We start from the raw sequence: 26,618 nt of genomic DNA, 5'->3' as shown, positions 1-26,618 counted from the left end.
CGCCGGGCGTGCGAGTTTCCCACCGCCTTGCGCGGGTTTCTCGCCGGAAGCTCGCCCGAAGCGCGAAGCCCGGCGCGTCGGCCGATGGCGACGGCTCAGGGCGACGCGCCGCACTCCTCGATGATCGCCCGCCGCAGCAGGTCCTGCAGCGCGCTCACGACGCCCGCGCCGCGCGTCGCGAGCTCATGTCCGCCGATCGAATCGATCGGCGCGATCAGGCGCAGGCTGTTCGTCATGAACGCGGCGTCGGCGGCGCGAAGCTCCTCGAGCGTGAGCGGGCGCTCTTGCGCCTCAAGGCCGAGCGCGCCGGCCTCTTCGAGCAGGAAGCCGCGGATGATTCCGGGCAGCGCGCCGTCGCCGGTCGGCGGCGTCGCGAGCCGCGCGCCGAAAAGCGCGAAGACGTTGCCGATGCTGGCGCAGGCGACGCGTCCCGCTCCGTTCAGAAAAAGCGCCTCGTTGCAGCCGCGCCGCGCCGCCTCGCGCAGGGCGAGCGCCGCGTCGAGATAGGCGGGCGTCTTGAGGCGCGAGAGGGGAGAGCTCTCGTTGCGCCGGATCGCGGCGACGTCGAGCCGCAGGCGTGGGCCGAAAGAGTCCGCCGGGAAGGGCGTCAGCGCGCCGAAAACGGTCGGCGCCGCCGGCCCCGCCGGAAGCAGGCCGCGCAGGCCGGGGCCGCGCGTGACGGCGACGCGCAGCACATGACGCGCGCCATGCGGCGCAAGATCGTCCATGCAGCGGCGCGCGCGCTCGCCAGCGCCCTCGATCCCGAGCGTCTCGAGCGCGCCGAGCAGGCGCCCGAGATGAGCTTCGCGCCGGAAGACGCGGCCGTCGAGGACGAAGGCGGTGTCGAACGCGCCGTCGCCAAGCGTCAGCCCGCGGTCGGAAAGGTCGAACGGAACGCGCGGCGACGCGCAAAGCTCGCCGTCGATCCAGTATGACGCGGCCTGCGCCGGAATGACGCTCGTCATGTCTCTGGCGCGCTCAGCCGCGCGCCGCGCGCGGCTTTTTGGCGGGCTGGCGCGGGGTCCGGCTCCGGGACGCCGGCGTTTTCTGCGGCCTCTCGGCCTGCGCGGGACAGCCGGCGAGCACGCGGGCGGCTTCGCGGGCCTGCTTCAGGATGCGTTCGGAAAGCGTCTTGTCGACCGCCACGCGGGCGAGCTGCAGGGCGCCGGACATATCGCCGTAAAGCCGGTAGGCGAGCGCGAGCCGCTCCTCCGGCGCGTCTTTGTCGGGCAGGGCGGAGGCGATCCGCGCCATCAGGCGGTTCAGCTCCTTGGCGAAGGCCGTCCGCGTCGCCCGCATGCGGCGGGGCAGCTCGGCGGCGAGCGCTGCGACGGCGCAGCCTTGCCCCGGCTTGTCGCGGTGGGCGGGCGACAGATAATGGTCGATGAAGGCGGGCAGGTCGAGCGGGGCGTCGGCGTCCTCGCCATAGGCGGGCGAAGACGCGAGCGCCGCGAGGACGGCCTCCTTGACCAGCGCCTCCTTGGACGCGAAATGCGCGTAGAAGCCGCCGTGGGTGAGGCCGGCGTCGCTCATCAGGGAGGCGACGCCGACCGCGTCCACGCCTTCCGCGCGAAAGCGCTGGGCGGCGATGTCGACGATGCGGCCATGCGTTTCGGCCTTGTGGCCCTTTTCATATCTCGCCATTCCAATCCTTTCCTGAAGGCGCGCCGGGTCGCCGCGCGACTATTGGATGATCAGGATAATGGCGAGCCGCTCCGCGGGCAATGACCGCGCGCGCCCGGTCCTAGCCGGCGCCGCCGTCGTTGCCCGCCGTCAGGTCCTCGACCTCGATCGCGTCGGCGCCGTCGTAGGGCTCGCGCAGCCGCACGCCCGGGCGTCCGTCGCCCAGAAGCTCGACGCCGGCCTTCTCGAGCGCGGCTTCGACGGCGGCGACCTGCTCGCGCGGGGCGGCGATCCGCTCGCCGGCGTCCTCCATGGCCTTGAGGACGTTCTCGTCCAGCGCGCTCGAGCGCGAGAGGGCGGCGAGGTCGAGGCCGAGCAGCGCGCGGGCTGCGGCGAGTTGACGTCCGGTGGTGAGCATGGGTCGAAGGGCTCCGAAGCGGCGGCGCTTGCGCCGCATCTCGTCAACGCTCCGTCGCCGCTTGGGGTTCATGATTTCCGGTCGGGCCGCGAATCCGTCTTTATTGCATTGCAATAAAGACATGCGATAAATTTTTGGCGGATGCGAACGTCGCCTTTCCGTCGCAGCGCGCGGATAAGACGTCGCATCGCCATATCACGGGCCCTTCGCCGGAGACTTTCATGACGTCCGCCTTCGATCGCGACTCCTTTCCGCTGGCCTGGGCGCCGGAGACGCGCGTCGGCGACATGCTGCGCGGGCGCAAGGGCCTCGTCGTCGGCGTCGCCAACGCCGACAGCATCGCCTACGGCTGCGCCGCGAGCCTGCGCGCGCTCGGCGCGGATCTCGCGATCACCTATCTCAACGAAAAGGCCGAGCGCTTCGTGCGTCCCCTGGCGGAAGAGCTGGGAGCCGAGCTGATCCTGCCGCTCGACGTCGAGAAGCCGGGCGAGATGGAGGCCGTGTTCGAGGCGGTCCGGCGGACATGGGGCCGGCTCGACTTCGTCATCCATTCGATCGCCTACGCGCCGCGCGACGATCTTCACGGAAGAGTGATCGACTGCTCGCGCGAGGGCTTCATGCAGGCCATGGCGGTGTCCTGCCACTCGTTCCTGGCCATGGCCCGGCTCGCCGAGCCGCTGATGGACGAGGGCGGCGCGCTGCTGACGATGAGCTACTACGGCGCCGACAAGGTCGTGAACAATTACAACGTGATGGGGCCGGTCAAGGCGGCGCTGGAGGCGAGCGTGCGCTACGCCGCGGCCGAGCTCGCGGCCAAGGGCGTGCGCGTCTTCGCCGTGTCGCCCGGCCCGCTCAAGACGCGGGCGGCGAGCGGCATCGCCGCCTTCGACGAGCTGATCGAGCAGGCGGTAGAGCGCGCGCCGAGCCGCCGGCTCGTCGACATCGCCGAGGTCGGGCGCGTCGTCGCCTTCCTCGTCAGCGAGGCCGCCTCCGGCATGACCGGCGACACGATCTACGTCGACGCCGGCCTCAACATCATCGCCTGACGCCCGCGCCCTCGCGGGAGGCCGCCCGAACCGAGCCACGAAGGACGAGCGACATGAACAAGCCTCTCACCAGCCTCGCGCCCGCCGCGCCGCTATGGGCTCGCCAGGGAGAGCGCCTCAGCCGCGGCCTCGACGAGGCGGCGGCGCTGTCTCGCTCGCTCCACGATCTGCGCACCGGCTACGCGCGCCGCATCGGCGCCGAGCAGAACGCCGTCGCCAAGAACCTTCAGGCGAGGCTGCGCGAGGTCTGGTCGAAGCGGCGCGCGCCCGAGCGCCTCGCGCGCGACCTTTACGCCTACGCGGTCGACGCGGCGCAGCGCGGCGTCCTGTTCCTCGACATCATGCGCGAGGTCGGCGACGCCTTCAACGCGCAGATGGAGGGCGAGCGCCGCCCGGTCCTCGTCTATGACTACGAGACGCTGATCGACGGGCGCAAGATGGAGCGGGCGGTCAACTACGCCCTCGTGCGCATCATTCCCCCCGACGGCGCGCCGGTCGATCCCGACCATCGGCCGTTCATGATCATCGATCCGCGCGCCGGCCACGGTCCCGGCATCGGCGGCTTCAAGTTCGACAGCGAGGTCGGCGTCGCGCTCGCCCATGGCCACGCCGTCTATTTCGTCATTTTCTTTCCTGACCCCGAGCCCGGCCAGACGCTCGCGGACGTGTGCGCCGCCGAAGGCGCCTTCGTGCGCGAGGTGGCCGCCCGCCATCCGCATGCGCCGAACCCCGCGGTGCTCGGCAACTGCCAGGGCGGCTGGGCCGCGGCCCTCGTCGCCGCGGCGAACCCCTACGTCACCGGGCCGATCGTGCTGAACGGGGCGCCGCTCAGCTACTGGGGCGGGCGGCGCGGCGAGAATCCGCTGCGCTACAAGGGAGGGCTCGTCGGCGGCGCGGCCTCGACGCTGATGCTGTGCGATCTCAACAACGGCCAGTTCGACGGCGCGAACCTCGTCCTCAACTTCGAGGAGATGAACCCCGGCAACACCTGGTGGATGAAATATTACAACGTCTTCGCCAGTGCCGACACGGAGGGCCCGCGCTTTGCGGCGTTCGAGCGCTGGTGGTCGTCATTCTACAACATGAACGCCGCCGAAATGCGCTGGATCGTCGAGAACCTGTTCATCGGCGACCGGCTCGAGCGCGGCGCGGCGCGGCTCGGCGGCCTCGGCGCGATCGACCTGCGCGACATCCGTTCGCCCGTCGTGGTGTTCGCGTCGAAGGGCGACGACATCACCCCGCCGCCGCAGGCGCTCGGCTGGATCGCCAAGGTCTATCGCGACGAGCGCGAGATCCGCGCGCGCGGCCAGAAGATCATCTACATCGTGCATGAGGAGATCGGCCACCTCGGCATCTTCGTCTCGGCCAAGGTGGCGCTGAAGGAGCATGACCGCATCGTCGGCCTGCTCGACGCCATCGAGGCGCTCTCGCCCGGCCTCTACGAGATGCAGATCGAGCAGCTCGAGCCGGCGCAGGGCGAAGCGCGCTACCTTGCGGGCTTCGAGGAGCGCCGCCTCAGCGACCTCGCCGCCTACGACGACGCGGACGACGACGAGACCCCCTTCGAAGTCGTCGCGCGCCTCTCCGAGTTCGGCGTCGACCTCTACGAGATGTTGCTGCAGCCCGCCGTTCAGGCGGTCGCCTCGCCGGCTCTGGCGCGGGCGCTCGCGCGCGCCCATCCCTTGCGCGCGCGCCGCACGCTGCTGTCGGGCAAGAATCCGTTCGTCGCGCCCGTCAAGCCGCTCGCCGAGGCGGTCCGCGCGGCGCGCCGGAAGGCCGAGCCGGACAATCCCTTCCTCGTCACCGAAGGGATCTTCGCGAGCGCCGTCGAGGCGTCGATGAATTTCTGGAGCGCCCTGCGCGGCGCCGGCGAGGAATGGCTGTTCTTCGCCGTCTACGCCAATCCGCTGCTCGCCCGCCTCGCCGCGCCCGAGCAGCCGGCGCCTCGGAGCGGCGTCGGCGACGCGCTGCGCGAGCTGCCGGACGTTCGCGCCGCGCTCGCCGAGATCGACCGCGGCGGCTTCGCCGAGGCGGTGATCCGCGTCCTCATCCTGCTGGCGCGCTCGCGCGGCGAAGTCCGCCAGTCCCGTCTCGAGCGCTCGGACGCGACGCTGCGCACGGTCGAGCCGTTCGCCAGCCTCGGCGAGGAAGGACGCGCCCGCATCATCCACCAGCAGGCGCTGATCGTCGACTTCGAGCCTGAAGCTGCGCTCCGAACGCTGCCCGACCTCATCCGGGACGAGGCGGACCGCAAGCGCGCGCTCGATCTCATCGCCTATATCGTCGGCGATCCCGCCGAGATGAGCGAGCGCACGCTCGCCATGGTCGGACGGCTGCGCGCAGAGTTCGGCGCGCCCGTGGGCGCCCTGCCGGTCGAGCGCGACGCCGCGCGCGCCATGCCGACCTTCGAAACCGCCGAGGCCGCGAAATGACGTTCTCCAACCGCCTGTTCGACGAGATCGCCGTCGGCGACCGCGCCTCGACGACGCGCGTCGTCACCCCCGACGACCTGTTCGTCTTCGCCCATGTCAGCGGCAACCTCAACCCGCTCAACCTGCCGCCCATGCCGAACGGCAAGGACGCCGATGACGGGATCGCCGCGGCGCCTTCGATGTGGATCGGCTCCCTGTTCTCGGCCGTGCTCGGCAATCTGCTGCCGGGGCCCGGCACGATCTACGAGGCGCAGAGCCTGCGCTTCCACAAGCGCGCCGAGGTCGGCGACGAGCTCGCCGTCAGCGTCGAGGTGACCGAGCGGCGCGCGCCCGCGACCATCGTGCTGGCGACGCGGGTCGAGCGCGCCGGCGCGCTCATCGCCGACGGCCTCGCGCAGGTCCGCGCGCCCGCCGAGCGCCGCATCGTCAACGACGTCGTTCCGCCGAACCTCGTGGTGGCCCGCCATCGCAACATGCAAAGGATGCTGGAGGCCTGCGCCGGCCTGCCCGCGCTGCCGACCACGGTCGTCGCCCCCGAGGAGGAGAACGCGCTGCTCGGCGCCCTCGCCGGCGCGCGCGAGGGCCTCGTCAAGCCGATCCTGATCGGCGACGAGGGCAAGATCCGCGCCCTCGCGAGCGCGCTCGGCGCCGATCTGTCGGGCGTCGAGATCGAGCACGCGGCGAGCCACGACGCGGCGGCCGCGCGCGCCGTCGAGCTCGTCACGCTCGGCCGGGCCAAGGCGATCATGAAGGGCCATCTGCATTCGGACGAGCTGCTGCGCCATGTGGTGAAGTCGCAGGGCGGGCTGCGCACGTCGCGGCGCATCAGCCATGTCTTCGTCATGGACGCGCCGAGCCTGCCGAACCTCCTGCTCGTGACCGACGCCGCGATCAACATCGCGCCGACGCTCGAGGAGAAGGTCGACATCGTCCAGAACGCCATCGACCTCGGTCGCGCGCTCGGCCTCGTCAAGCCCAAGGTCGGCGTGCTGTCGGCGGTCGAGCTCGTCAATCCGAAGATCCAGTCGACGCTCGACGCCGCCGCGCTCTCCAAGATGAGCGAGCGCGGCCAGATCGTCGGCGGCGTCGTCGACGGGCCGCTCGCCATGGACAACGCCATCAGCGTCTCGGCGGCGCGCACCAAGGGCCTCACCTCGCTCGTCGCCGGCAGAGCGGACGTGCTCGTCGCGCCCAACCTCGAATCCGGCAACATCCTCGCCAAGGAGCTCACCTACGCCGCGCAGGCGGAAGGGGCCGGCCTCGTGCTTGGGGCGAAGGCGCCGGTGATGCTGACGAGCCGCGCCGACGACGAGGGCTCGCGCCTGTTCTCCTGCGCCGTCGCCGTGCTCTACGCCCACTGGCTCGAGACTGGCGAGAGCGCCGTCGCGGCGGCCGGGGAGGGCGGCGCATGAGCGGGCGCTGCGTCGTCACGCTCAACGCCGGCTCCTCCTCGATCAAGTTCTCGCTGATCGAGGAGACGCCGGGCGGGCTCGCGCCGCTCGCCGTCGGCCTCGCCGAGATGGCCGGCGAGAAGCGCCGCCTCACCATCAAGGACGGCGCCGGCGAGGTCATGCATCGCGCCGAGCGCGACGAGGATCCCGCCGCGCCCTTCCACGCCGAAGCGCTGCGCCGCATCCTCGCCTGGCGCCAGAGCGCCTTCCCGGACGCGAACGTCGTCGCCGCCGGCCATCGCGTGGTGCACGGCGGCGTCAACCACGCGGCGCCGGTGATCGTCACCGACGCCGTGCTCGCCGAGCTCAAGACGCTCATTCCGCTCGCGCCGTTGCACCAGCCCTATAATCTCGCCGGCATCGTCGGGGCGCGCGAGGCCTGGCCGCATGTGACGCAGGTCGCCTGCTTCGACACGGCGTTCCACCGCGACCACCCTTACGTCAACGACACCTTCGCCCTGCCGCGCGAATTCTACGACGAGGGCGTGCGCCGCTACGGCTTCCATGGCCTCTCCTACGAGTACATCACCCGCAAGCTGCGCGAGGTCGCGCCTCTTTACGCCGCCGGGCGCGTCGTCGTGGCGCATCTGGGCAACGGCGCCTCGATGTGCGCGATCCGCGACGGCCATTCGATCGCGAGCTCGATGGGCTTCACCGCCCTTGACGGCCTGCCGATGGGCACGCGCTGCGGCCAGCTCGATCCGGGCGTCGTGCTCTATCTGATGCAGGAGAAGGGCATGAGCGCCGAAGAGGTCGCCGACCTCCTCTACAAGCGCTCGGGCCTCCTTGGCCTCTCGGGCCTCTCCAACGACATGCGCGAGCTGCTCGCCTCCGACGATCCGCAGGCGCAGCGGGCGCTCGAATATTTCGTGTTCCGCATCCGCCGCGAGTTCGGCGGCCTCGCCGCCGTGCTGAAGGGGATCGACGCCATCGTCTTCTGCGGCGGCATCGGCGAGCACGCCTGGCAGGTGCGCGAGCGCGTGCTCGAAGGCATGGAGTGGATCGGCGTCGAGCTCGACCGTGTGGCGAACCGGGCCGACGCGCAGGTGATTTCGTCGGAGCGCTCCCGCGCGCGCGTCTTCGTCATCCCCACCGACGAGGAGGGCATGCTCGCGCGCCACGCGCTGGCGCTGCTCGACGGGGCGGCCTCGGCCTGAGGCTCGCCCTCACCGCCCTGAATATTGCTCGTCGGTCACTGGCTCGAGCCAGGTCACCGGCGAGCCGTCGAGCTTCTCCTGAATGGCGACATGGCTCATCGCCGTGGCCGGCCCCGCCCCGTGCCAGTGCCTTTCGCCGGGCGCGAACCAGACGACGTCGCCCGGCCTGATCTCCTCGACGGGGCCGCCCTCGCGCTGGGCGCGGCCGAGGCCCGACGTCACGAACAGGGTCTGCCCCAGCGGGTGGGTATGCCAGGCGGTGCGCGCGCCGGGCTCGAAGGTGACGAGCGCGCAGGCGACGCGCGCCGGCTCGGGCGCGCTGAACAGCGGGTCGACGCGCACGGCGCCGGTGAAATATTCCGCCGGCCCGGCGCTGGAGGGCTGCGACCCGACGCGCTTGATTTCCATATCCGCTGCTCCCTACGTCCAGGAGAAGATAAGCGGCGCGCCCGTGGGCGCAAGCCTCGCCGCGAACGGACGCAGGCGGACCGGAACCGGTTTCCCGCCGCGGCATTCTGGCGCCATGTCCAACTTCCCAGGAACAACGCCATGAACGCCCTGCGACCCGCGGCCGGCCTCGTCGCCGCAGCCGTCTTCGCCGCTCTCGCCGCCGCGCCGGCGGCCCATGCGGAATCGATCACCGAAAAGACCGGCGTGAACTCCATGCTCGGCGTCAGCCCCTCGACGCCGGACTTCGTCCGTCAGGTCGCGATCAGCGACATGTTCGAGATCCAGTCGAGCATGCTCGCAAAGCAACGGGGCGACGCCGCCGAACAGGCCTTCGCCGAAAAGATGATCGAGGCGCATGGCAAGACGACGGCCGCGCTCAAGACCCTGATCGCCGATCATAAGATCAACGTCGACCTGCCGCACGCGCTCGACAATTCGCATCAGGGCAAGCTCGACGCGCTCAAGGAGCTGACGGGCGCGGATTTCAACAAGCGCTACAGGGACGATCAGGTGAAGGCGCATAAGGACGCCATCGACCTGTTCGAACGTTACGCCAAGGGCGGCGACAACGAGGCGCTGAAGCAGTGGGCGAGCGCGACGCTGCCCGAGCTCCGGAGCCATCTCGACATGGCCGACAAGCTTCAGGTCGCCGAGAACATGGCGAAATAGGCGCCGACGCGCGCGCGGTCCGCGCCATCCGACAGAAGAAGCTGCAGCGCGACGCGCGCCTTGCGCGCGTCGAGCGGACCGGCGGGGATCAGGCCACGGGCGATGAGGTCGATCTCGCCGCCGGCGTAGGCGTAGGACGAGGCGAGCGTCTCGCCCGCGCCCGTGCGCGTCGCGAAGACGACCGGCAGGCGCTGCGCCAGCTCCCCGAGCGCGGGGGCGGCGTCGGCGGCGACATGGCCGGCGCCGGGCAGGGAAAGCACGAGCCCGTCGACGACGGTCGCGAGCGCCAGCGCCGTCTCCGCGCAAAAGCCTGCGCCGGCTTCGAGAATGGCGACGCGGGCGGAGCCGGCCCCGAAACTGATCTGCGGCGGAAGCGCGGCCGGCTTCAGGACAACGCGCACGCGCCCCTCGGCGACGTGGCCGATCGGCCCGAACGGATGGGCGCTGAAGGCGTGCGGCCGGAAACTGTGCGATTTCCGCACGAGATGCGCGCAGAAAATTTCGTCGTCCATGACGACGAGCGGGCCGAGCGCGCGCGCCTGCTCGCAGAGCGCGACGCGGGCGGCGGCCAGCAGATTGGCCGGCCCGTCCGCGCCAGGCTGGTCCGGCCGTCGCATCGCGCCGGTGAGAACGATCGGCGCATCGACGCGGGTGAGCAGCGAGAGCGCGAACGCCGTCTCCTCCAGCGTGTCGGTGCCATGCGTGACGACGACGCCGTCGGCCTCGCGCGCCGCTTCCTCCGCGGCGCGCGCGATCTTCGCCTGATCGGCGAGCGTGAAGCTCGCCGAAGGTTTCGCCAGCACGTCGCGGGCTTCGATCCGCGCCAGCGCGTCGAGGCCGGGCGCGGCTTCAATCAACGCATGCGCGTTGAATCGCAGATCGCCGCCAGCTTCAGGCGCGGCGGCGGCCATGGCGATGGTGCCCCCCGTGGAGAGCACGATCAGGCGGCGAGCCATCTGCGCGCAGGCTCGCGCGGGTCACGCCTCGGCGGAGGCCGCGGCCTTCTCGGCGGCGGCCGCGGCGGCGGCGGCGCGCTCCTGCGCCTTCTTCTTCGGCTGCGCCTTCTCCGGGTTGTTCCTGGCCTCGCGCGTCACGACGCCGAGCCCGTCGAGCAGGCGGGCGACGCGGTCGGTCGGCTGCGCCCCCTTGGCGAGCCACGCCTTGGCCTTCTCGGCGTCGAGCACGACGCGGTCGGCCGAGTCCTTGGCCTTCAGCGGGTCGAACGAGCCGATGCGCTCGATGAAGCGGCCGTCGCGCGCCATGCGCGAATCGGCGACCACGACCTTGTAGAAGGGGCGCTTCTTGGCGCCGCCGCGCGACAGGCGGATTTTCAGGGACATGTCTTACTCCACATTGAAAGGATGACGTTCGAGGCGCGACGAACGCGTCGCGCTCACTTCTTCTTTCCGAACGGGTTGAGCCCGCCCAAAAATCCGCCCGGGCCGCCAAGGCCCGGAAGTTTCACGCCGCCGACGGAAGGCGGGGACGAGCCGAGCCCGGGCAGGGTCGGCGCGGCCGGGGGAGGGAGCGGCGCAGCCGGCTTCGGCGCGGCGGGGATCGCCGCCGGCGCGCCCGGCAGGCCGCCGAGCTGCTTCTGCAGCGCCTCGATCTCCTGCGGCGAAGGCTGCGGCATCCCGCCTCCCATGCCGCCGAAGCCGCCCATGCCGCCGGCCGGCAGGCCGAACATCGAGGCCATCTTGCCGATCGCACCGCCGCGCTTGGCCCCGCCCATCGACTTCATGAGGTCGGCCATCTGACGATGCTGCTTCAAGAGCTTGTTGACGTCCTCGACCTTGACGCCCGCGCCGGCGGCGACGCGTTTCTTGCGCGAGGCTTTCAGCACGTCGGGGTTGCGCCGCTCCTGCGGCGTCATCGAGGAGATGACCGCGCGCTGGCGCTTGATGATGCGGTCGTCGAGATGCGCGGCGGCGAGCTGGTCCTTCATCCTGGCCATGCCGGGCAGCATGCCGAGCACGCCGCCGAGGCCGCCGATCTTCTCGACCTGGGCGAGCTGGTCCGAGAGGTCCTCGAGGTCGAACTTGCCCTTGCGCATCTTGTCGGCGATGCGCTGCGCCTTCTGCGCGTCGATCGTCTGCGCCGCCTTCTCGACGAGCGAGACGATGTCGCCCATGCCGAGGATGCGGTTGGCTATGCGCGCGGGATGGAAATCCTCCAGCGCGTCCATCTTCTCGCCGGCGCCGAGAAGCTTGATCGGCTTGCCGGTGACGGCGCGCATCGAGAGCGCCGCGCCGCCGCGCCCGTCGCCGTCGACGCGCGTCAGCACGATGCCGGTGAGGCCGACGCGCTCGTCGAAGCTCTTCGCCAGGTTGACGGCGTCCTGGCCGGTGAGGCTGTCGGCGACGAGCAGGATCTCGTGCGGGCGGGAGGCGGCCTTGATCTCGGCCATCTCCTGCATCAGCGCCTCGTCGATATGGGTGCGGCCGGCTGTGTCGATCATCACCACGTCGAAGCCTTGCAGCCGCGCCGCCTGCTCGGCCCTGACCGCGATCTGCACGGGCGTCTGGCCGGCGACGATCGGCAGCGTCTCGACGCCGATCTGGCGGCCGAGCACGGCGAGCTGCTCCTGCGCCGCCGGACGCTTCACGTCGAGCGAGGCCATCAGCACCTTGCGCCCCATCTGCTCCTTGAGGCGCTTCGCGATCTTGGCCGCGGTCGTCGTCTTGCCGGCGCCCTGCAGGCCGACCATCATGATGGCGACGGGCGGAGCGGCGTCGAGGTTGATCGGGTCGGCGTCCGAGCCGAGCGTCTCGACCAGCACGTCGTTGACGATCTTGACGACCATCTGGCCGGGCGTGACCGACTTGACGACATTGGCGCCGACGGCGCGCGCGCGCACCTTGTCGACGAAGGAGCGCACGACGTCGAGCGCGACGTCGGCCTCGAGCAGGGCGCGCCGCACCTCGCGCAGGGCGAGGTTGACGTCCTCCTCGCTCAGCGCGCCGCGCCGCGTGAGGCCGTCGAAGATGGAGGAGAGCTTTTCGGAAAGCCCTTCGAACATGGGTTCATCCTCTCTCAATCAGCCGAAGCGGACGCGGCGACAGGTGGCGGTCGAAGACGCGCCCTTCCGCAGATCGGCGCGTGCAACGCAAAACGCGCCCGGGAGCGCAACGCGCCGCCGGACGTGAGCCGTCCGCCTCCAGCGCGGGCCGGCCTGAAATTTTCCGCGCGCAAGTATAGCTTGCAAGATAGCTTGCTGCGCGAAGCCGGGCTTTTTCGCCCCGCGCGCGCGGCAAGTCAAGCCGGCGAGCGACCGCGCCGCGCATCAACCCCTTTGTCGCGCGGACGGCGGCGTGCTAAATCCATGCGGGCCGGCGTCCGCCTCCCGGTAGCTCAGCAGGATAGAGCACAGGTTTCCTAATTGGGCGCTCTTGAAACGGAAAGGCGATTCGGATCATAAACTTAGGCGCTGTCCGGCTCGGCCGAGTACCGGATAGACACCGAAAACGAGGCAGATTGTCCCGGTAGCTCAGCTGGATAGAGCACAGGTTTCCTAAACCTGGGGTCAGGGGTTCGACTCCCTTCCGGGACGCCATCGCCTAGCGGGATCGGCAGGCGGGGCGAGGGGATGAACGCAGTCGAAATCGAGGAAGCGGTATCGGAGTTGGCGGCGGCGCCGTTCGATGCGGCCGAATTTCCCTTCGCCTTCCTCACCGCCTTCGGCAACAAGGAAACGACCGTCAGGCGTCTGCGCAGCGCGTCCTCCAACTCATCGGATGTGGAAGGTGGCGTCCTCCAGCGGAACAACATCCATATTGCGGTCTGTCCGGAAGGCCAGGTCAGCGCGACTCTTGCGAAACTACGGACGAGTCCCAAGACGGCGGCGAACAAGGCCAAGTTCATCCTCGCCACCGACGGCGTGACGTTGGAGGCAGAAGACCTCGTTTCCGACATCCCGCCCATCGTCTGCGCCTATCCCGATTTCGCCGAGCATTTCGGTTTCTTCCTGCCGCTGGCCGGTATCACCACTGTCAGGCAAATCCGTGAGAGTGCGTTCGACATCAAGGCCACAGGCCGGTTGAACCGGCTCTATGTCGAATTGCTGAAGACCAACCCCGAATGGGGCACCGAGCAGCGTCGCGCCGATATCAACCATTTCATGGCGAGGCTGATCTTCTGTTTTTTCGCCGAAAGCACGGATATCTTTATCGGCGATGATCTTTTCACCGCGACCGTCGATCAAATGAGCGCGCGGGATTCATCGAACACCCATGAGGTGATTGGCACGTTGTTCCAGGCGATGAATACCAAGGGGCCGGATCGCGCGGCTTCGAAAATTCCGCGCTGGGCCGATGCGTTTCCTTATGTGAACGGTGGGCTATTCTCCGGCGACATGGACGTGCCGCGCTTTTCCAAGATCGCGCGCTCCTACCTCATCCATATCGGCAATCTGGACTGGAAGAAGATCAACCCCGACATTTTCGGCTCGATGATCCAGGCCGTCGCCGAGGACGAGGAGCGCGGCACACTCGGAATGCACTACACCAGCGTGCCGAACATCCTGAAGGTCCTGGACCCGCTCTTTCTCGATGACTTGCGCGCGAAGCTGGAGGAAGCCGGCGACAATGCCCGCATGTTGCTCAACCTGCGCAAGCGTATGGCCCGCATCCGCGTGTTCGATCCCGCTTGCGGCTCGGGGAATTTCCTTGTCATCGCCTACAAGGAGATGCGGGCCATCGAGGTGGAGATCAACACACGACGCAAGGAGGATGGACGCAAGAGTGAGATTCCACTGACCAATTTTCGTGGGATCGAGTTGCGCGACTTCCCGGCTGAGATCGCGCGTCTCGCACTCATCATTGCCGAATATCAGTGCGACGTTCTGTATCGAGGTCAGAAAGAGGCATTGCAGGACTTTCTTCCACTCGACGCGGAGAACTGGATTGCTTGTGGCAATGCGTTGCGGCTGGACTGGTTGAGCATCTGTCCGCCGACCGGCACGGGCGTGAAACATCAGGCTGATGACCTGTTTCACACACCGCTCGATCAGGCGCAGATCGATTTCGAGAACGAGGGTGGAGAGACATATATTTGCGGGAATCCGCAGTTCAAAGGCGCTAGAAAGCAGACAAAATCACAAAAAGAAGATATGGCTGCGATTTTCAACGGACATAACGATTACAAGGATTGCGACTATGTAATTGGCTGGTTCGTCAAAGCTGCCCAATTTCTTGAAAGCTGTGATGCGACTTTCGCTTTCGTGTCCACAAATTCAATTAGTCAGGGTGAGCAAGTCAGTTATCTTTGGTCACGGCTGTACGCTAAGGACCTACATATCTCTTTCGCTCATCAAGATTTTAAGTGGAAGAACAATGCAGCTAATAACGCCGTCGTTCATTGCGTAATAATTGGGATCAGCAAGAAGAAACCTACAAAATGCGACCTATACTCAGAAGATACAATGAGGGCGGTGCCATCGATTTCACCATATCTCGTCTCTGGCCCTGAATTATATGTAAGCCCGCGCGATGAGCCAATAAACCCCGAATTCGACGAAATGGTAATGGGGAGTATGGCGCGGGATGATGGCAATCTAATATTGACGCAGGATGAGGTCGAAAATTTAGTTAAGTCAAATCCGGAAATCAGCCCCTTATTGAAGGGCCTCTTGGGCTCTCAAGAATTGATTCACTATCGAAACAGGAGCTGCCTTTGGATTGAAGACGAACATCTGCCGTTGGCGCGATCGATCCCTGTGGTGGATCAGAGGATTCGGCAGGTTAAGAAGTTCCGAGATGACTCCTCAGCGAAAACGACACGCGGGTACGCTGCCATTCCTCACAAATTTGCGCAGCGCGCTCACAGAAATACCCTGTCGATCATCGTTGCGGCAACATCATCTGAAAATCGACCTTATCTACCCGCTGATTTATTGGACGCTAATAGCGTGGTCACAAACGCTGCATATGCCGTTTACGCGCCCAAACTATGGGAACTGGCGATCATAATTTCAAAGATGCATATCGTATGGGTGGAGAGCGTTTGCGGTAAGTTGGAGACGCGCCTTCGTTATTCATCGACACTTGGTTGGAACACCTTTCCAGTCCCGACGCTGACCGACAAGAACAAGGCTGACCTGACCCGCTGCGCTGAGGACATTCTGCTGGCGCGCGAGGCGCATTTCCCCAAGACCATCGCCGACCTCTACGATCCCGAGAACATGCCGGACGACTTGCGCGAAGCGCATGAGCGTAACGACGAAACACTGGAGCGCATCTATATTGGCCGCCGCTTCAAGAACGACACCGAGCGGCTGGAAAAGCTGTTCGAGCTTTACACCAAGATGACTGCCGCGGCCGGCAAGCCTACCAAAGCCAGGAAGGCGGCGACGGCATGAGTGGTTATGTGCTGTTCCAGATGTGGGGACCGTTTCGGCAATCGCTGATTAAGGGGCATTTGTTCTACGTCGAACAGGCTCGGAAGCGGCTACTTTCGCAGTTCGATGATATTAGCGCCGACGCCGACCGAGCCGCCGAGGAATGGCTGGAGCAAAACAGCCATCGCTTTGATCCAGACCGGCATGATCCGGGCGAGTTCGATGAGGCTGCTTACGACCACAGCATAGAGTTCTACGGCCTCTTGAGCGATATGCACGAGCAGACTCGCTTGAGCGTCGTTGCTGGCATGTTCCACGAATGGGACAAGCAGTTACGCGATTGGCTGGTACGCGAGATCGGGCACTGGCATCACGGTGGCATTGCAGCTTCGAAGGTTTGGTCAGCCGACCTCGGCCAGATTGCCGATTTGCTGGAATGCTTCGGTTGGAATGTCCGCAATTCCAGTTATTTTCGCGCACTCGATGAGTGCCGGCTTGTGGTCAATGTCTATAAGCACGGTGACGGAAAATCTCTCGACGAGTTGAGAGATAAATTTCCAAAATACCTCGATGACCCGTTCAAGGGCACTGGTGCCTTTTCGGACACAAAATATCGCGACCATACTCATCTCCGGGTCAGCGACGATCAATTCCAGGCATTCTCGGATGCGATCCTGGCATTTTGGCGGGATGTTCCAGAAAATGTCTTCGATTCTCAAATGACCGACGTGCCGGACTGGTTTGGGAAAGCCATCTTGAAGGACCGTGCCGACGCAAAACAGGCGAGCAATACATGACCACGTCCAGCGCGATTCCCTCCGTTTCTCTCCGCACCGCTCAAACCGGCAACTCGACCAAGGCCAACGAGTTCGGGATGCGCACCATGCAGGAACGCGTCTACGAACGGCGGGGCGAGCAATACCTGCTCATCAAGTCGCCGCCAGCTTCGGGAAAATCACGCGCGCTGATGTTCATCGCGCTCGACAAGCTCAACAACCAGAACATCAAGAAGGCCATCATCGTCGTGCCGGAGCGCTCGATCGGCGGCAGTTTCGCCGACGAACCGTTGTCGAAGCACGGCTTTCATTGGGACTGGACGGTGCAGCCGCAATGGAACCTGTGCAATGCGCCGGGCATCGACAATCCAGGCATCGCGAAATCCAAAGTAAAGGCGGTCGGCCAGTTTCTCGCAAGCAATGATCGCGCGCTTGTCTGCACCCATGCCACGTTTCGCTTTGCGGTCGATGAGCTAGGCATCGAGGCGTTCGACGGTTGCCTCATCGCGGTCGATGAATTCCACCATGTCAGCGCCAGTCCCGACAACCGGCTTGGCGAGCAACTTGGCCGTTTCATTGCCCGCGACAAGGTGCATCTGGTCGCAATGACCGGCTCCTATTTCCGCGGTGACGCCGAGGCCGTGCTGGCGCCAGGGGACGAGGCAAAATTCGCGACCGTGACCTATACTTACTATGAGCAGCTTAATGGCTACGAGCACCTGAAATCGCTCGATATCGGCTACTTCTTCTATTCCGGGCGCTATCTCGACGCGATCATGAAGGTGCTCGATCCGTCGATGAAAACGATCGTTCATATTCCCAACGTCAACTCCCGTGAAAGCACCAAGGACAAGGTGAAGGAGGTGAACGAGATCATGGACGCGCTTGGTAAGTGGGAGGGAGAAGACCCTGCCACCGGCTTCCATCGCGTTCGGTTGAAAGACGGCAGGCTCATCAAGGTTGCCGACCTCGTCGAGGACGAGCCGGGAAAGCGCGACAAGGTGATCGGCGCGCTGAAGGATCCGGCGCACCGCAACGACCGCGACCACGTCGATATCATCATCGCGCTTGGCATGGCCAAGGAGGGATTCGACTGGATCTGGTGCGAGCACGCGCTGACGGTGGGTTATCGGTCGAGCCTCACCGAAATCATCCAGATTATCGGCCGCGCTACCCGCGACGCGCCCGGCAAGGGAAGCGCCCGCTTCACCAACCTGATCGCCGAGCCGGATGCCAGCGAGGAGGTTGTCGTCGATGCCGTCAACGATACCTTGAAGGCGATCGCAGCAAGCCTCCTGATGGAGCAAGTGCTTGCGCCGCGCTTCAATTTCACGCCGAAAAACAGCGGGGACGGCCCGCTGCCCGGCTACAACTATGGCGAAGGCGGCTATGATCCGAACGGCACCAATGTCGGTTTCAACGAGGAGACCGGCCAGTTCCACATGGAAATCAACGGGCTTGTTACCCCGCAAAGTAACGAGGCCAAGCGCATCTGCCAGGAAGACCTGAACGAAGTCATTACGGCTTTCGTGCAGGATAAGACCGCTCTGGAGCGCGGCCTGTTCGACGAGGAGACGGTGCCTCAGGAACTGACCCATGTGCGCATGGGCAAGATCGTCAAGGAACGCTACCCGGAACTGAGCGAGGAGGACCAGGAGGCTATTCGCCAGCACGCCATCGCCGCGCTCAATCTGACCCAGAAGGCCAAGGCGGTTGCAGCCGAGATGGAGGAAAAAGGCGAGACGAAAGGCGGGTCGGCGCTCATCGACGGCGTCCGCAAGTTCGCCATGGATGTGCGCAATCTTGATATCGATCTGATCGACCGGATCAATCCGTTCGAGGCCGCTTATGCCATCCTCGGCAAATCGATGAGTGAGCAGATGCTGAAACAGGTCGCAGCCGTCATCGCCGGCAAAAAGGTCAGTCTGACCATTGAGGAGGCGCGCGACCTCGCGAAGCGGGCATTGAAGTTCAAGATCGAGCGTGGCCGGTTGCCCGAGATCACGTCGGCAGACGCCTGGGAAAAGCGCATGGCCGAGGGCGTTGCCTTCTTGCAACGTTACGCGGCAGGATCGTCGAATGGATGAGTTGGACGATAGGGAACTGCTTGAAGCGCTCGGCGTCTCGATCGAGACGAAGAAGGTATCTGCACGCACGCCTCAGGAGGAGCGCATCATCGCAGGCTTCGAGGACATCCTGAAGTTTGTCGATGAGCATGGGCGTCCCCCCCTGCATGGCGACGAGCGGGACATTTTCGAGCGGCTTTATGCGGTCCGTCTCGACCGCCTTCGCGAATTGCCGGATTGCCGCGCGCTCCTGAAGGAGTTCGACCGGCACAATCTTTTGGAAATGCTCAGCCCTGTCCATGGCGGCTTTGCCGAGGATGGCGACGATAGTGCTTTGCTGGAAGCCCTTGGCGTCGAAAAAGCCAACGGCGTGGACATTACAAGGCTCACGCATGTGAAGCCGCGCGACGAAGTCCGGGCAGCGGAGGAGATCGCCAACCGCACGGTTTGCGTCGACTTCGCACGCTTCAGGCCCATCCTCGAACAGGTGAAGAAGGAACTGGATGAAGGCGTGCGGCAAACACGCCGGTTCCAGACCATGGCCGAGATCAAGAAAGGCGAGTTTTTCATCGTCGGTGGCCAGATTGCTTACGTTGCCGAGGTCGGCGACGAGTTCAGGACCGAATATGATCGCCGCGACAGCCGCCTGCGCGTGATCTACGACAACGGAACGGAGAGCGACGTTCTGCTCCGGTCCCTGCAACGCGCGTTGCACCGCGACGATGCCGGGCGGCGCATCACCGACCCGAGCGCCGGTCCTTTGTTCGGCGGCGATGCCGACGACGAGGATTTGGAAAGCGGAACGATCTACGTCCTGCAGAGCAAGTCGCAGCATCCCGACGTTGCCGCGCATCGCGAACTGATTCACAAGATCGGCGTGACGGGGGGCAAGGTCGAAACGCGCGTCGCCAATGCCGCAATGGATGCCACGTACCTACTGGCGGATGTGGAAGTCGTCGCGACCTACAAGCTGTTCAATATCAACAGGACGCGGCTGGAAAACATTCTGCACCGTGTCTTCGCACCGGCACAACTCGATTTGACGATCGAGGATCGTTTCGGCCATCCCGTGAAGCCGAGAGAGTGGTTCCTGGTGCCGCTCCCGGTGATCGACCAAGCTGTCGAAAAGATACGGGACGGATCGATCGTTGATTTCCAATACGATCCGTCAACTGCATCCCTTACGAGGGCCAAGGCGGCTTAGTTAGGCGCTCGCCTTCTGTTTACGCCTGCTTGGTATTCGGTTTCCGCGTTTGCGCATCTGGCTGGCGTACCACCTGACGGATTTGCTCGTCGCCTTGGACTCTTCAATCCTCCGGTTCACTTCCTCTGCAATTTGAGCGTGGGACCAGTCGGGATTTTCGACGATCAGCCGCTCGGCGAGTTTGCCGATGCCCTTGCCACGGCCCGATGCGGCGGCCCGTGGCGGCTTCGATGACTTCGACTCTGATGTCGGCTCGGTTTCTGTTGCCGAAGGTGTCTGCGGCCACCGGAACGCGCCCGGATCGAGCTTGTATTGCCTGACCAGTTCGCGCGCTTTCTTGATCGCGGCGTCAGCCTCGCCCGGCGTGCAGCCGTTGGCCTCGGTCTTCTCCAGCAGCGCCGCGATGCGCCGCCTGACCAGCGGCAGTTCTCTCGCGCTCGACTTCTTCGTCTTGGTCATGGTCCTGTCTCCCGGCGGCAGGATGCCGCGGGACCATGCTGTCGCGTTCGGGGGAGTCTGCGAGCCGGGTTGGACGGGAAAATTTTCAGGGCTCGATGGTCAAAAGCGGTTCTCGATGAAAGACCGGCTGGCGGTCAGCGGCCGGCCATTTTCTGCCTGATGAGCTTTCGCACGCGATGCCATTTCCCCTGGTCGTAGCTCTTCGACCGGAACCAGGCGGCGTGCTCCTCGACGAACGCCACCTCCTGGGGATCGGAGGGGCATTGCCGGATCAGGTCGTCGGCCAGCCGCTCGATTTCCTTGTGAGGGATCAGCCTGGGCAAGAGCGAGCCCTCCACGATTTCCCATCCAATGCCGATGACGATCGGCGACACTGCGAGCGCGACCAGCCCCCACTTGAAGATGAGCAGCAGGATTTCAGGCACGACAAAATCCGTAACTGGAGACCGTATTTTTCTATATAAGAATCTATAAGTCGTAAATATAAAAACCAGAAGCTCTGATTCCTCGAAATCCGATCTGTTGCCTTCGATCATGAAGAATCGGAGGTGAGGGGTGGACCTAAAGCAGGCATTCGGGACGAACGTGCGCCATCACCGGCGAGCGGCCGGCATGACCCAGGAAAGCCTGGCTGAATCGGTCGATGTATCGATCGAAACCATCGGCAAGATCGAGCGCGGGGTTGCTGCCCCATCCTTCGACACGGTGGAGAAAATCGCCCTGGCTCTCGGCCTGCCGCCGCTCGCCCTCTTTGGCGCCGGCGATGATGCGACTCCGAAGGGCGAGCGCGGAAAGCTGTTGACGCACATTCATGCCGTTCTTGCCGACATGAACGCGGATCAGTTGGCCCGAACCGCAAGTATGCTTGATGCCTTCATGGGACGGCTGACGCCGCCGGGTTAGGTACTGTCAGGCGTTCGGTATCAAAGCGAATGGATGGTGCTCGGCCAGACAGTCTGTCTGGCGCCGCCGAGCGGCGGATGTCCTCGCACGACGAAGGGCGGCGCGCTGGACAGGTCCACCACGGCAAAGCCGGCGAGGTTGCCGGGATTGGCGCCGATGTGGGCCTCGGCGGCTGCACGAGCCGAGTCGGGATCGGCAGCCTGGACAACGATCGTGTTGCAGCGATCGGCGCGGCGCTTGTTCTCCGCATCGGCGAATACGCAATAGGTGGTCATGACTCAGTCCTCCTTCTTTTCGGTGATGGCGTCGAGGTCGGTCAGGTCGGCGCCGACCGCTTGCTCCTCGCGGCGCATGATCGCGGTCTGCATGGTGCGGCTGAGGTTCGTCTTGCCGGTCTCGAATGCGGAGTCGGAGTGCAGCGTCTCGATCGCGATGCGCTCGGTTTCCAGGATCGCCTGCGTGACGCGGCGGTGATCCTCGCCCACCAAGGCGTCGGCCAGTTCGTGCGCGGAGAAGGGGCGGTCGTGGATCGGCAGCATGGAGACGCGGGTGCAGAGCGCCGCGCCCAACTCCTTGTCCCTGGTCGCGGCAGCAAAGGAGGCAAGCGACGCCAGTTCGGTGATGCCGGAATTGGCGATCTGTCCGAGCAAGCGGCTACGGCGCTCGCTGCCCAGGCTCTCGCGCATCAAGCACTGTATCGGGGATTGATAGTGGGCGCGGACGGCGGCGACTTCGTCGCGGAACCGGCCTGCCTCACGGACAAGAGCGAGCCGCGTGTCGGCGGACTTGCGCCGCAACTCGGCGCGGTGGCCGTTGACGGCGCGGGTCACGATTTTGCTGCGCTCGTTGGGAGAAAGGTCGGCCAGGCTGCGTTCGACGTCGATGCGCCGCTGCGTCACCTGGCCTTCAAGGGTATTCAGCAATTTGGCGTGCTGATCGCGATTTTCTCTGGCCCGGCCAAGCCGCTGGATCAAATCCGTCGCGGAAAGCCAATTGCTCGCAAGGGCCGCTTTCTTGGCCACCATGTTCTTCTCCTTTCGCTCCGCATCACGCGAAGGCCAAGGCGAGAACAGGCGCGGCGCAGCCGCATCGTCGTCACCGCCATCGCGGTCAGCCTGCCCATCAGCAGACCAGACGCGATGACGATGCGACGATCAGATCCAGAAATGGACCAGCACTAACTCTCCATCAGCTTGCGAAGGAACAGGATCGCCTGATCCTTGCGACCACCGCGATACAGGAACTCCTGGACAGCAAGACCGCACTTGAGAACGAGATCATGCGCGGCCAAGGCGATCGGATGATTCTCAAAAGCGTCGAGAGCGTACTCGCTCTGGTGAAACCGCTTCTTCTGCTGAGCTATGGTCTTGCCAACCATCTGCCTGTTGAAATCGATTTCTTCTTCCATGGTCATCATTGCGCTTCTCCTTTTGCCGTTTGCCCGCGCATCGTGCGCAGGGGCACCACAGCAGGCCGTCAAGCCCAAATCGACCATCGTTTGTGCGAGCAAACGATGATTGACTTTTCTCATTCACCTGCGTTGCCACGGTGAACGGCTTGGTGCTCGGCAGCCATTTCCTCCCACAGTGCAACACCGTCTGGTGCGACACCGAATTCCAGGCGCCAGAAGCCGATGCAGGTGATGGCACCGCCGAAGCCGGCAAGCATTGCCTGCGCCCCACCATGGCGTCGGCAGGTTTCAGGCGCGGTCGCGTCAAGCCGCGCGACTAAATCTTCGGCAGCCATCAGGTCGCGAAGCAGCCGCGTTGCCGCGCTAGCCTTCGATGACGATCGGCTGTCGCTGTCCATGCTGTTCGACATCAAGGTATTTTTCCAGCAAGCTGATGAGCGCATTGCGGTCAGCCGGCTCCATCCTGGCGATGACGCGCGGATCGAGGCCGACTGGTCCAGACGTATCGGCAGGGCCATCGCCGACAACGGCGAGGAATCCGTTCAACCGCTCGGGCCACCTGAATTTCAGCAAAACCTCGATCAATCGATCGCTCGGCTCATCCTCATCAAGCGAACGTTCGAAGGCTCGGCCCAAGACATTGTGAAACGCAGCATCCATCGCCTGCGCATATTTGGCGCCGAACTCCAGGTCGCGCTTGCGGTGGTCGTGGATCGTAGCAGCCGACACGCCAGTGGCATTCGCTGCCGTCTTCGGCGATCCGGTCCTGGCGACGATGTCGAGCACGCGCGCCTCAATGGCCGGCGACCACTTGCGATCCATGGCCGGGCGGCGGATGTCGCGCGTCTCCAGCGCCCGGCTCTTTGCTTTCGTGGTCATGACCGACTTTCCCTTGCGCTCCTCACGCAAAAAAATGCAGCTTGCGGAGCGTGCGGGACGCCAGCAATTGCCTGGCATATTTTTCAGAGATGGAAGGCGCCGGCCCGGTTTCAAAAGGAAGGGCCGTTGTGCCGGCGGCAATCACAGGACGCCGGCGCCCTTCCATCGGGAAGTGAGTTTTTCATCCCACCGTTATGCTGCTGCAATCGTCAGACATGATTGCCTCACGCCCTTCCAGGCGGTCGATCACCAGCGAACACTACAGAGGCATTCCCGGTGCCTGGTCCGGTACTTTGGATGGCAACGACGGCCATGCCCTTGATCGGACTCACCTTTGGGACTCAGGCTTTCCGATCACCAATTAGATGCTCTGGCATCCTGCCGAGCTCCAGGACAGCTTCGATGCCTTTTCCTGCGTCTTCCCAGGGCCGATGTCGTCGAAGGCTTCCATGACCACCGCTGACTGACTGTGCCACGCGCGCGAGGCCCACGGGGCCTGCGTGTCGCGTGTGTTCTTCAGGCGTGAAGGTGGACAGGTAGACAGAGCTTTCTCGACGTTTCGAAGACATAAAGGTTCATAACGCCGATGCTGCCGTGCCCTTCGTCGATCCAACGTTATCCATCCTGCCATAACCTGAAAATCGATTGTCTACCTGTCTACTCAGAGCCTAAGGCGCTGATTTTATTGCGACAGCCGGTGGACGACGAAGGCCATCCACCGGCTGTCGCCCCTGTCTACCTCTTGAACTCGTCAAGCACGTCATCCGAGACGTGGGCCATGTAGGCGTCGATCCTGCCGGAAGCGCCGATGTTGTCCCAGATGTCATGATTGCGAACCGACCATAGCTGATAGGCAGGACGCTTCCTGTCGGCCTTGGTGTAGCGGGCATGGCTGACGGCGCCGATCTCGTCCTTCAGGAACTTCGACACCCGAGCCCGAAGGTTCGAGCGACCACGCAACGCCGAAGGCACGGCATCGACCAGTTCATCGACACGCACCAGGTCGAAGTCGAAGGGCGGCTGCCGCTCCTCGAACAATTCGAGCAGGTACGCCTCGGCATCGCCGATCGACAGGCGCCGCATCGCCTCCTTGCCGGCCGTGAACGGCGCCACGCCATGCGGGTTCAAGGCGACCTTCCGCTTCAGCAGCCAGTGCTTGACGCAGGCAGCGCCGTCTCCGTCCAGGAACTCGAACAGGCCATGGTAGTAGGCGCTGTCCCTCGGCCTCGCCGGCGAGAACACAACAAGCCAACGCCTGTCGCCGTGCTCGATCGGCAGGGCATCCTCGTGGTTGGTGAAGCTGATGAAGTTCAGGCAATTCGGGATCGAGTAGAGCGAGCAGTTCTTCTCCTCGATCCTGATCGTCGGGTCGGTGATCGCCGGCTTGAGCCGGTTCGCCACCTCCTTGCGCCCGAGCGTCATCAACTCCTCGATGACGGCAAGCTGCGAACCCTCCATCCACGCCGTCCAGTGCGACACGACCTCCTCGTTCGACGGCCGAACGGTGTTTCGGCTGCCGACGATCTTCTCCATCAGCCGGCCGATCCAGCTCTTGCCGGTTCCCTGTGCTCCACGGATGAGCAGCGCGAAGTGGATCTTGTCGGCAGGCCGCTGCACCAGCAGAGCGAGATAGTCGAGAACGTGGTCACGGTCCTTCTCGTCAGGGAACAGATAGGCCATGTGAACTAGGAAGGGCGTCACGTCTCCCGACATCGCCTCGACCCCGTCCTTGCGCCAGATGTTGTAGCGATTGCCGCTCTCGCCGTCCGGGAACTCCGCCTTCTCGGGCAGATAGACCAGCGACTCGAACTTGCGCATCGGAACACGACCCTTCCAGATGGCGTTCAGAACCTCGCCATCGGGATTGAGACCGGCATAGAGCGCCTTCCACTGGTCGGTTCGGTACTTCTTGCCGTCGTCACGCCGCACGAACTGCATCGCATCGGCGACAAAGACCCAATCGTCCCACACCGACCGCGGCTTGTCCGGCTCGGCGTTGAGGTCGTCGGGGAAATCGTCGAGCGCGGTGGCCCTGTTGATGCGCTCGACCGCCTCACGCCGCTTCTCCTGCGGCAGGTGAGCGATCAGCGTTCTGACCGTGATCCCGTTCGGAATAGCGCTGAGCGTGTTCCAACGCCGCCGGATGACCTCATCATGGTTGGAATAATCGGGGTCCGACGTGCTCCAGGCAATGAACTCGTCAGCGCCGGCGCCGCCCGTCGCATGGTGGCAGGACATCATCATGTCTTGCCACTTCCTCTGGTCCTTGAACTCGGTCGGATCGACCGACTCCAGCCATTCGGCCAAGGTCTCGGGATCGATCGCGCCAGGTTCGTCGCCCGAAGCCTCGACGGTCGGCTTCCCGATCGCGTCCAGGAGCGCCGTGGTCGCCTCAGGCGCTTCGAAAAGCGTCAGAGCAAGCACGTCATCATCGAGCACATAAATGAGTCCGGTATCGGGATGGATCGAGCCGGCCGCAACCACCTGCCGACCCTTCGACTTGAACTCGATGCCGGCATAGGCCGCAAGCCTGTCCACGACCTCGATGTCGTCAGCCTTGCGCAAGTAGAAGTGGAAGCCGCCGCCTCCGGTCCTCACGAAAGGACATTCGGGAAGGACAAAATCCTTCCAGAGCCGGGCCGCCGGGTCGTCGCCGTCCTCGAAGTGCCTCGGATCGACGTCGATCACCAGATCGGCCGCGCGCAGCCTCACGCCGACATTCTTGCCGGCACGCATCCGCGCCCTGGCCTTGTCCAGGTTCATCGGCTCGGCCTTGGTCCATCCGCGCTCGACAGGCACCTTGCCGTCGATCGGGATCAACTCATGGCCCGCTTCCGCATGGGCGTCGAGATAGCTCGCATCCTGGAACGACGGCGTTTCGGAAGTGCCGACCTCGGCATTCTCAACAACGTCGGCGTCGAACCCGGCATTCTTCTCCCGAGCATATGCGGGCGCATCGATCTCCCCGATGCGCCCGTTCTCGTTTTCCAGAACGTCGCTCATCGGTTGTCCTCCCCACGCACGAAGGAGTCCAAATCGTCGCGATGGTAGCGAACGGACTTGCTGTTGATGAGGTGATAGTGCGGACCTCCGCCGCGAGCGCGCCAGGTCTTCAGCGTTCCCGGCTCGCAGCCGATATAGGCTGCGGCCGACTCCGTGTCGTGCCAGGGAGAGCGGCTATGGGCATCGAGAACGCGCCGCAGCGTGCTCTCGACTAGGGCGAATCCACATTCAACGCAGCCATAGATCGATTGCGGCGAGGTGGATGAATGCGAGATAGAGGTTGGCGCGTCGATCGTAGCGTGTCGCGAACCTGCGGAAGTGCTTGAGCTTGTTGAAG

General features: G+C 64.8%; 26 protein-coding genes, 1 tRNA gene and 1 pseudogene. 11 read left to right on the top strand and 17 right to left on the bottom strand.

Annotation, left to right across the window (positions count from 1 at the left end):
- Window positions 1-95 precede the first annotated feature (95 nt).
- From ACE3OG_RS12730 to ACE3OG_RS12720, 3 genes are all read right to left on the bottom strand, one after another.
- Window positions 96-965 carry an aminotransferase class IV gene (locus ACE3OG_RS12730; RefSeq protein WP_374309209.1) on the bottom strand — a complete coding sequence of 290 codons (870 nt, stop codon included), beginning with the start codon at window positions 963-965 and terminating at the stop codon, window positions 96-98.
- 13 nt (window positions 966-978) lie between these two features.
- A complete protein-coding gene (locus ACE3OG_RS12725) occupies window positions 979-1,644 on the bottom strand; it encodes a TetR/AcrR family transcriptional regulator (protein ID WP_374309207.1) in 666 nt (221 codons plus the stop codon).
- A 100-nt stretch (window positions 1,645-1,744) separates the two neighbouring features.
- On the bottom strand, window positions 1,745-2,041 hold the full coding sequence (locus tag ACE3OG_RS12720; RefSeq protein ID WP_374309205.1) for a hypothetical protein: 297 nt from the start codon (window positions 2,039-2,041) through the stop codon (window positions 1,745-1,747).
- 221 nt (window positions 2,042-2,262) lie between these two features.
- Between ACE3OG_RS12720 and fabI the strand changes: the two genes are divergently transcribed.
- Genes fabI through ACE3OG_RS12700 form a run of 4 tightly spaced genes read left to right on the top strand, consistent with a single transcriptional unit; the run spans window position 2,263 to window position 8,127 of the window.
- Entirely contained in the window at window positions 2,263-3,087 is an 825-nt protein-coding gene (fabI, locus tag ACE3OG_RS12715; protein ID WP_374309203.1) for an enoyl-ACP reductase FabI, read from the top strand.
- 53 nt (window positions 3,088-3,140) lie between these two features.
- Window positions 3,141-5,519 carry a DUF3141 domain-containing protein gene (locus tag ACE3OG_RS12710; protein ID WP_374309201.1) on the top strand — a complete coding sequence of 793 codons (2,379 nt, stop codon included), beginning with the start codon at window positions 3,141-3,143 and terminating at the stop codon, window positions 5,517-5,519.
- On the top strand, window positions 5,516-6,931 hold the full coding sequence (locus ACE3OG_RS12705) for a bifunctional enoyl-CoA hydratase/phosphate acetyltransferase (RefSeq protein ID WP_374309199.1): 1,416 nt from the start codon (window positions 5,516-5,518) through the stop codon (window positions 6,929-6,931). The genes ACE3OG_RS12710 and ACE3OG_RS12705 overlap by 4 nt, the downstream gene beginning before the upstream one ends.
- Complete coding sequence (locus ACE3OG_RS12700) at window positions 6,928-8,127, top strand: acetate/propionate family kinase (RefSeq protein WP_374309197.1); 1,200 nt, start codon at window positions 6,928-6,930, stop codon at window positions 8,125-8,127. The genes ACE3OG_RS12705 and ACE3OG_RS12700 overlap by 4 nt, the downstream gene beginning before the upstream one ends.
- A gap of 9 nt (window positions 8,128-8,136) precedes the next feature.
- Here ACE3OG_RS12700 and ACE3OG_RS12695 read toward each other — a convergent pair whose 3' ends face one another.
- The gene (locus tag ACE3OG_RS12695; RefSeq protein ID WP_374309195.1) at window positions 8,137-8,535 is read right to left on the bottom strand and encodes a cupin domain-containing protein; all 399 of its coding nucleotides are present in this window, start codon (window positions 8,533-8,535) and stop codon (window positions 8,137-8,139) included.
- Window positions 8,536-8,676: 141 nt separating this feature from the next.
- Here ACE3OG_RS12695 and ACE3OG_RS12690 point away from each other — a divergent pair, with 141 nt between their 5' ends.
- Window positions 8,677-9,246, top strand: coding sequence for a DUF4142 domain-containing protein (locus ACE3OG_RS12690; protein WP_374309193.1), 570 nt, complete (start codon window positions 8,677-8,679; stop codon window positions 9,244-9,246).
- On the opposite strand, the gene ACE3OG_RS12685 is transcribed toward ACE3OG_RS12690, so the two are convergent.
- From ACE3OG_RS12685 to ffh, 3 genes are read right to left on the bottom strand one after another with little or no spacing between them, the layout of a single operon-like run.
- On the bottom strand, window positions 9,219-10,202 hold the full coding sequence (locus ACE3OG_RS12685; RefSeq protein ID WP_374309191.1) for an asparaginase: 984 nt from the start codon (window positions 10,200-10,202) through the stop codon (window positions 9,219-9,221). The two genes, ACE3OG_RS12690 and ACE3OG_RS12685, sit on opposite strands and share 28 nt — an antisense overlap.
- A gap of 21 nt (window positions 10,203-10,223) precedes the next feature.
- Complete coding sequence (gene rpsP, locus ACE3OG_RS12680; RefSeq protein ID WP_374309189.1) at window positions 10,224-10,586, bottom strand: 30S ribosomal protein S16; 363 nt, start codon at window positions 10,584-10,586, stop codon at window positions 10,224-10,226.
- A 53-nt stretch (window positions 10,587-10,639) separates the two neighbouring features.
- A complete protein-coding gene (gene ffh, locus ACE3OG_RS12675; RefSeq protein ID WP_374309187.1) occupies window positions 10,640-12,265 on the bottom strand; it encodes a signal recognition particle protein in 1,626 nt (541 codons plus the stop codon).
- Window positions 12,266-12,722: 457 nt separating this feature from the next.
- On the opposite strand from ffh, the gene ACE3OG_RS12670 reads away from it, so the two are divergent.
- The 5 genes from ACE3OG_RS12670 (at window position 12,723) to ACE3OG_RS12650 (ending at window position 19,626) form a co-directional block, all read left to right on the top strand.
- Window positions 12,723-12,799 (top strand) — tRNA-Arg (locus ACE3OG_RS12670).
- 33 nt (window positions 12,800-12,832) lie between these two features.
- Window positions 12,833-15,601, top strand: a complete 2,769-nt coding sequence (locus tag ACE3OG_RS12665) for a class I SAM-dependent DNA methyltransferase (RefSeq protein WP_374309185.1) — start codon at window positions 12,833-12,835, stop codon at window positions 15,599-15,601.
- Window positions 15,598-16,377 carry a hypothetical protein gene (locus ACE3OG_RS12660; protein WP_374309183.1) on the top strand — a complete coding sequence of 260 codons (780 nt, stop codon included), beginning with the start codon at window positions 15,598-15,600 and terminating at the stop codon, window positions 16,375-16,377. The genes ACE3OG_RS12665 and ACE3OG_RS12660 overlap by 4 nt, the downstream gene beginning before the upstream one ends.
- Complete coding sequence (locus ACE3OG_RS12655) at window positions 16,374-18,443, top strand: DEAD/DEAH box helicase (protein ID WP_374309181.1); 2,070 nt, start codon at window positions 16,374-16,376, stop codon at window positions 18,441-18,443. The genes ACE3OG_RS12660 and ACE3OG_RS12655 overlap by 4 nt, the downstream gene beginning before the upstream one ends.
- Window positions 18,436-19,626 (top strand): GIY-YIG nuclease family protein, encoded by a 1,191-nt coding sequence (locus tag ACE3OG_RS12650; RefSeq protein WP_374309179.1) that lies wholly within the window; start codon window positions 18,436-18,438, stop codon window positions 19,624-19,626. Before ACE3OG_RS12655 ends, ACE3OG_RS12650 begins: the two co-directional genes overlap by 8 nt.
- Here the strand turns inward: ACE3OG_RS12650 and ACE3OG_RS12645 are convergent, their stop codons facing one another.
- Window positions 19,627-20,085, bottom strand: coding sequence for a DUF2786 domain-containing protein (locus ACE3OG_RS12645; RefSeq protein ID WP_374309177.1), 459 nt, complete (start codon window positions 20,083-20,085; stop codon window positions 19,627-19,629).
- 134 nt (window positions 20,086-20,219) lie between these two features.
- Window positions 20,220-20,510 carry a hypothetical protein gene (locus ACE3OG_RS12640; RefSeq protein WP_374309175.1) on the bottom strand — a complete coding sequence of 97 codons (291 nt, stop codon included), beginning with the start codon at window positions 20,508-20,510 and terminating at the stop codon, window positions 20,220-20,222.
- Window positions 20,511-20,640: 130 nt separating this feature from the next.
- Between ACE3OG_RS12640 and ACE3OG_RS12635 the strand changes: the two genes are divergently transcribed.
- A complete protein-coding gene (locus tag ACE3OG_RS12635) occupies window positions 20,641-20,988 on the top strand; it encodes a helix-turn-helix domain-containing protein (RefSeq protein ID WP_374309173.1) in 348 nt (115 codons plus the stop codon).
- Between the two features lie 20 nt (window positions 20,989-21,008).
- Here the strand turns inward: ACE3OG_RS12635 and ACE3OG_RS12630 are convergent, their stop codons facing one another.
- The 8 genes and pseudogenes from ACE3OG_RS12630 to ACE3OG_RS12595 form a co-directional block, all read right to left on the bottom strand.
- Complete coding sequence (locus tag ACE3OG_RS12630) at window positions 21,009-21,263, bottom strand: hypothetical protein (protein WP_374309171.1); 255 nt, start codon at window positions 21,261-21,263, stop codon at window positions 21,009-21,011.
- Between the two features lie 3 nt (window positions 21,264-21,266).
- Complete coding sequence (locus ACE3OG_RS12625; RefSeq protein WP_374309169.1) at window positions 21,267-22,013, bottom strand: hypothetical protein; 747 nt, start codon at window positions 22,011-22,013, stop codon at window positions 21,267-21,269.
- 152 nt (window positions 22,014-22,165) lie between these two features.
- Entirely contained in the window at window positions 22,166-22,405 is a 240-nt protein-coding gene (locus tag ACE3OG_RS12620; RefSeq protein ID WP_374309167.1) for a hypothetical protein, read from the bottom strand.
- A gap of 110 nt (window positions 22,406-22,515) precedes the next feature.
- A complete protein-coding gene (locus tag ACE3OG_RS12615; RefSeq protein ID WP_374309165.1) occupies window positions 22,516-22,797 on the bottom strand; it encodes a hypothetical protein in 282 nt (93 codons plus the stop codon).
- Window positions 22,763-23,278 (bottom strand): hypothetical protein, encoded by a 516-nt coding sequence (locus tag ACE3OG_RS12610; protein WP_374309163.1) that lies wholly within the window; start codon window positions 23,276-23,278, stop codon window positions 22,763-22,765. The genes ACE3OG_RS12615 and ACE3OG_RS12610 overlap by 35 nt, the downstream gene beginning before the upstream one ends.
- Before the next feature lie 735 nt (window positions 23,279-24,013).
- Complete coding sequence (locus tag ACE3OG_RS12605; RefSeq protein WP_374309161.1) at window positions 24,014-26,281, bottom strand: DUF5906 domain-containing protein; 2,268 nt, start codon at window positions 26,279-26,281, stop codon at window positions 24,014-24,016.
- Complete coding sequence (locus tag ACE3OG_RS12600) at window positions 26,278-26,481, bottom strand: helix-turn-helix domain-containing protein (RefSeq protein ID WP_374309328.1); 204 nt, start codon at window positions 26,479-26,481, stop codon at window positions 26,278-26,280. Before ACE3OG_RS12600 ends, ACE3OG_RS12605 begins: the two co-directional genes overlap by 4 nt.
- 28 nt (window positions 26,482-26,509) lie before the next feature.
- A pseudogene (locus tag ACE3OG_RS12595) lies at window positions 26,510-26,618 on the bottom strand (IS5/IS1182 family transposase); the annotation flags it as partial.

Source organism: Methylocella sp. (genome assembly GCF_041905455.1).
Lineage (GTDB): Bacteria > Pseudomonadota > Alphaproteobacteria > Rhizobiales > Beijerinckiaceae > Methylocapsa.
This window is presented reverse-complemented; position numbering and strand designations above follow the sequence as displayed.

Coding starts and splice junctions, on each gene's coding strand:
- ACE3OG_RS12730 (WP_374309209.1), bottom strand. CDS start 965: ATGACGAGCGTCATTCCGGCGCAGGCCGCGTCATACTGGATCGACGGC.
- ACE3OG_RS12725 (WP_374309207.1), bottom strand. CDS start 1,644: ATGGCGAGATATGAAAAGGGCCACAAGGCCGAAACGCATGGCCGCATC.
- ACE3OG_RS12720 (WP_374309205.1), bottom strand. CDS start 2,041: ATGCTCACCACCGGACGTCAACTCGCCGCAGCCCGCGCGCTGCTCGGC.
- fabI (WP_374309203.1), top strand. CDS start 2,263: ATGACGTCCGCCTTCGATCGCGACTCCTTTCCGCTGGCCTGGGCGCCG.
- ACE3OG_RS12710 (WP_374309201.1), top strand. CDS start 3,141: ATGAACAAGCCTCTCACCAGCCTCGCGCCCGCCGCGCCGCTATGGGCT.
- ACE3OG_RS12705 (WP_374309199.1), top strand. CDS start 5,516: ATGACGTTCTCCAACCGCCTGTTCGACGAGATCGCCGTCGGCGACCGC.
- ACE3OG_RS12700 (WP_374309197.1), top strand. CDS start 6,928: ATGAGCGGGCGCTGCGTCGTCACGCTCAACGCCGGCTCCTCCTCGATC.
- ACE3OG_RS12695 (WP_374309195.1), bottom strand. CDS start 8,535: ATGGAAATCAAGCGCGTCGGGTCGCAGCCCTCCAGCGCCGGGCCGGCG.
- ACE3OG_RS12690 (WP_374309193.1), top strand. CDS start 8,677: ATGAACGCCCTGCGACCCGCGGCCGGCCTCGTCGCCGCAGCCGTCTTC.
- ACE3OG_RS12685 (WP_374309191.1), bottom strand. CDS start 10,202: ATGGCTCGCCGCCTGATCGTGCTCTCCACGGGGGGCACCATCGCCATG.
- rpsP (WP_374309189.1), bottom strand. CDS start 10,586: ATGTCCCTGAAAATCCGCCTGTCGCGCGGCGGCGCCAAGAAGCGCCCC.
- ffh (WP_374309187.1), bottom strand. CDS start 12,265: ATGTTCGAAGGGCTTTCCGAAAAGCTCTCCTCCATCTTCGACGGCCTC.
- ACE3OG_RS12665 (WP_374309185.1), top strand. CDS start 12,833: ATGAACGCAGTCGAAATCGAGGAAGCGGTATCGGAGTTGGCGGCGGCG.
- ACE3OG_RS12660 (WP_374309183.1), top strand. CDS start 15,598: ATGAGTGGTTATGTGCTGTTCCAGATGTGGGGACCGTTTCGGCAATCG.
- ACE3OG_RS12655 (WP_374309181.1), top strand. CDS start 16,374: ATGACCACGTCCAGCGCGATTCCCTCCGTTTCTCTCCGCACCGCTCAA.
- ACE3OG_RS12650 (WP_374309179.1), top strand. CDS start 18,436: ATGGATGAGTTGGACGATAGGGAACTGCTTGAAGCGCTCGGCGTCTCG.
- ACE3OG_RS12645 (WP_374309177.1), bottom strand. CDS start 20,085: ATGACCAAGACGAAGAAGTCGAGCGCGAGAGAACTGCCGCTGGTCAGG.
- ACE3OG_RS12630 (WP_374309171.1), bottom strand. CDS start 21,263: ATGACCACCTATTGCGTATTCGCCGATGCGGAGAACAAGCGCCGCGCC.
- ACE3OG_RS12625 (WP_374309169.1), bottom strand. CDS start 22,013: ATGGTGGCCAAGAAAGCGGCCCTTGCGAGCAATTGGCTTTCCGCGACG.
- ACE3OG_RS12620 (WP_374309167.1), bottom strand. CDS start 22,405: ATGATGACCATGGAAGAAGAAATCGATTTCAACAGGCAGATGGTTGGC.
- ACE3OG_RS12615 (WP_374309165.1), bottom strand. CDS start 22,797: ATGGACAGCGACAGCCGATCGTCATCGAAGGCTAGCGCGGCAACGCGG.
- ACE3OG_RS12610 (WP_374309163.1), bottom strand. CDS start 23,278: ATGACCACGAAAGCAAAGAGCCGGGCGCTGGAGACGCGCGACATCCGC.
- ACE3OG_RS12605 (WP_374309161.1), bottom strand. CDS start 26,281: ATGAGCGACGTTCTGGAAAACGAGAACGGGCGCATCGGGGAGATCGAT.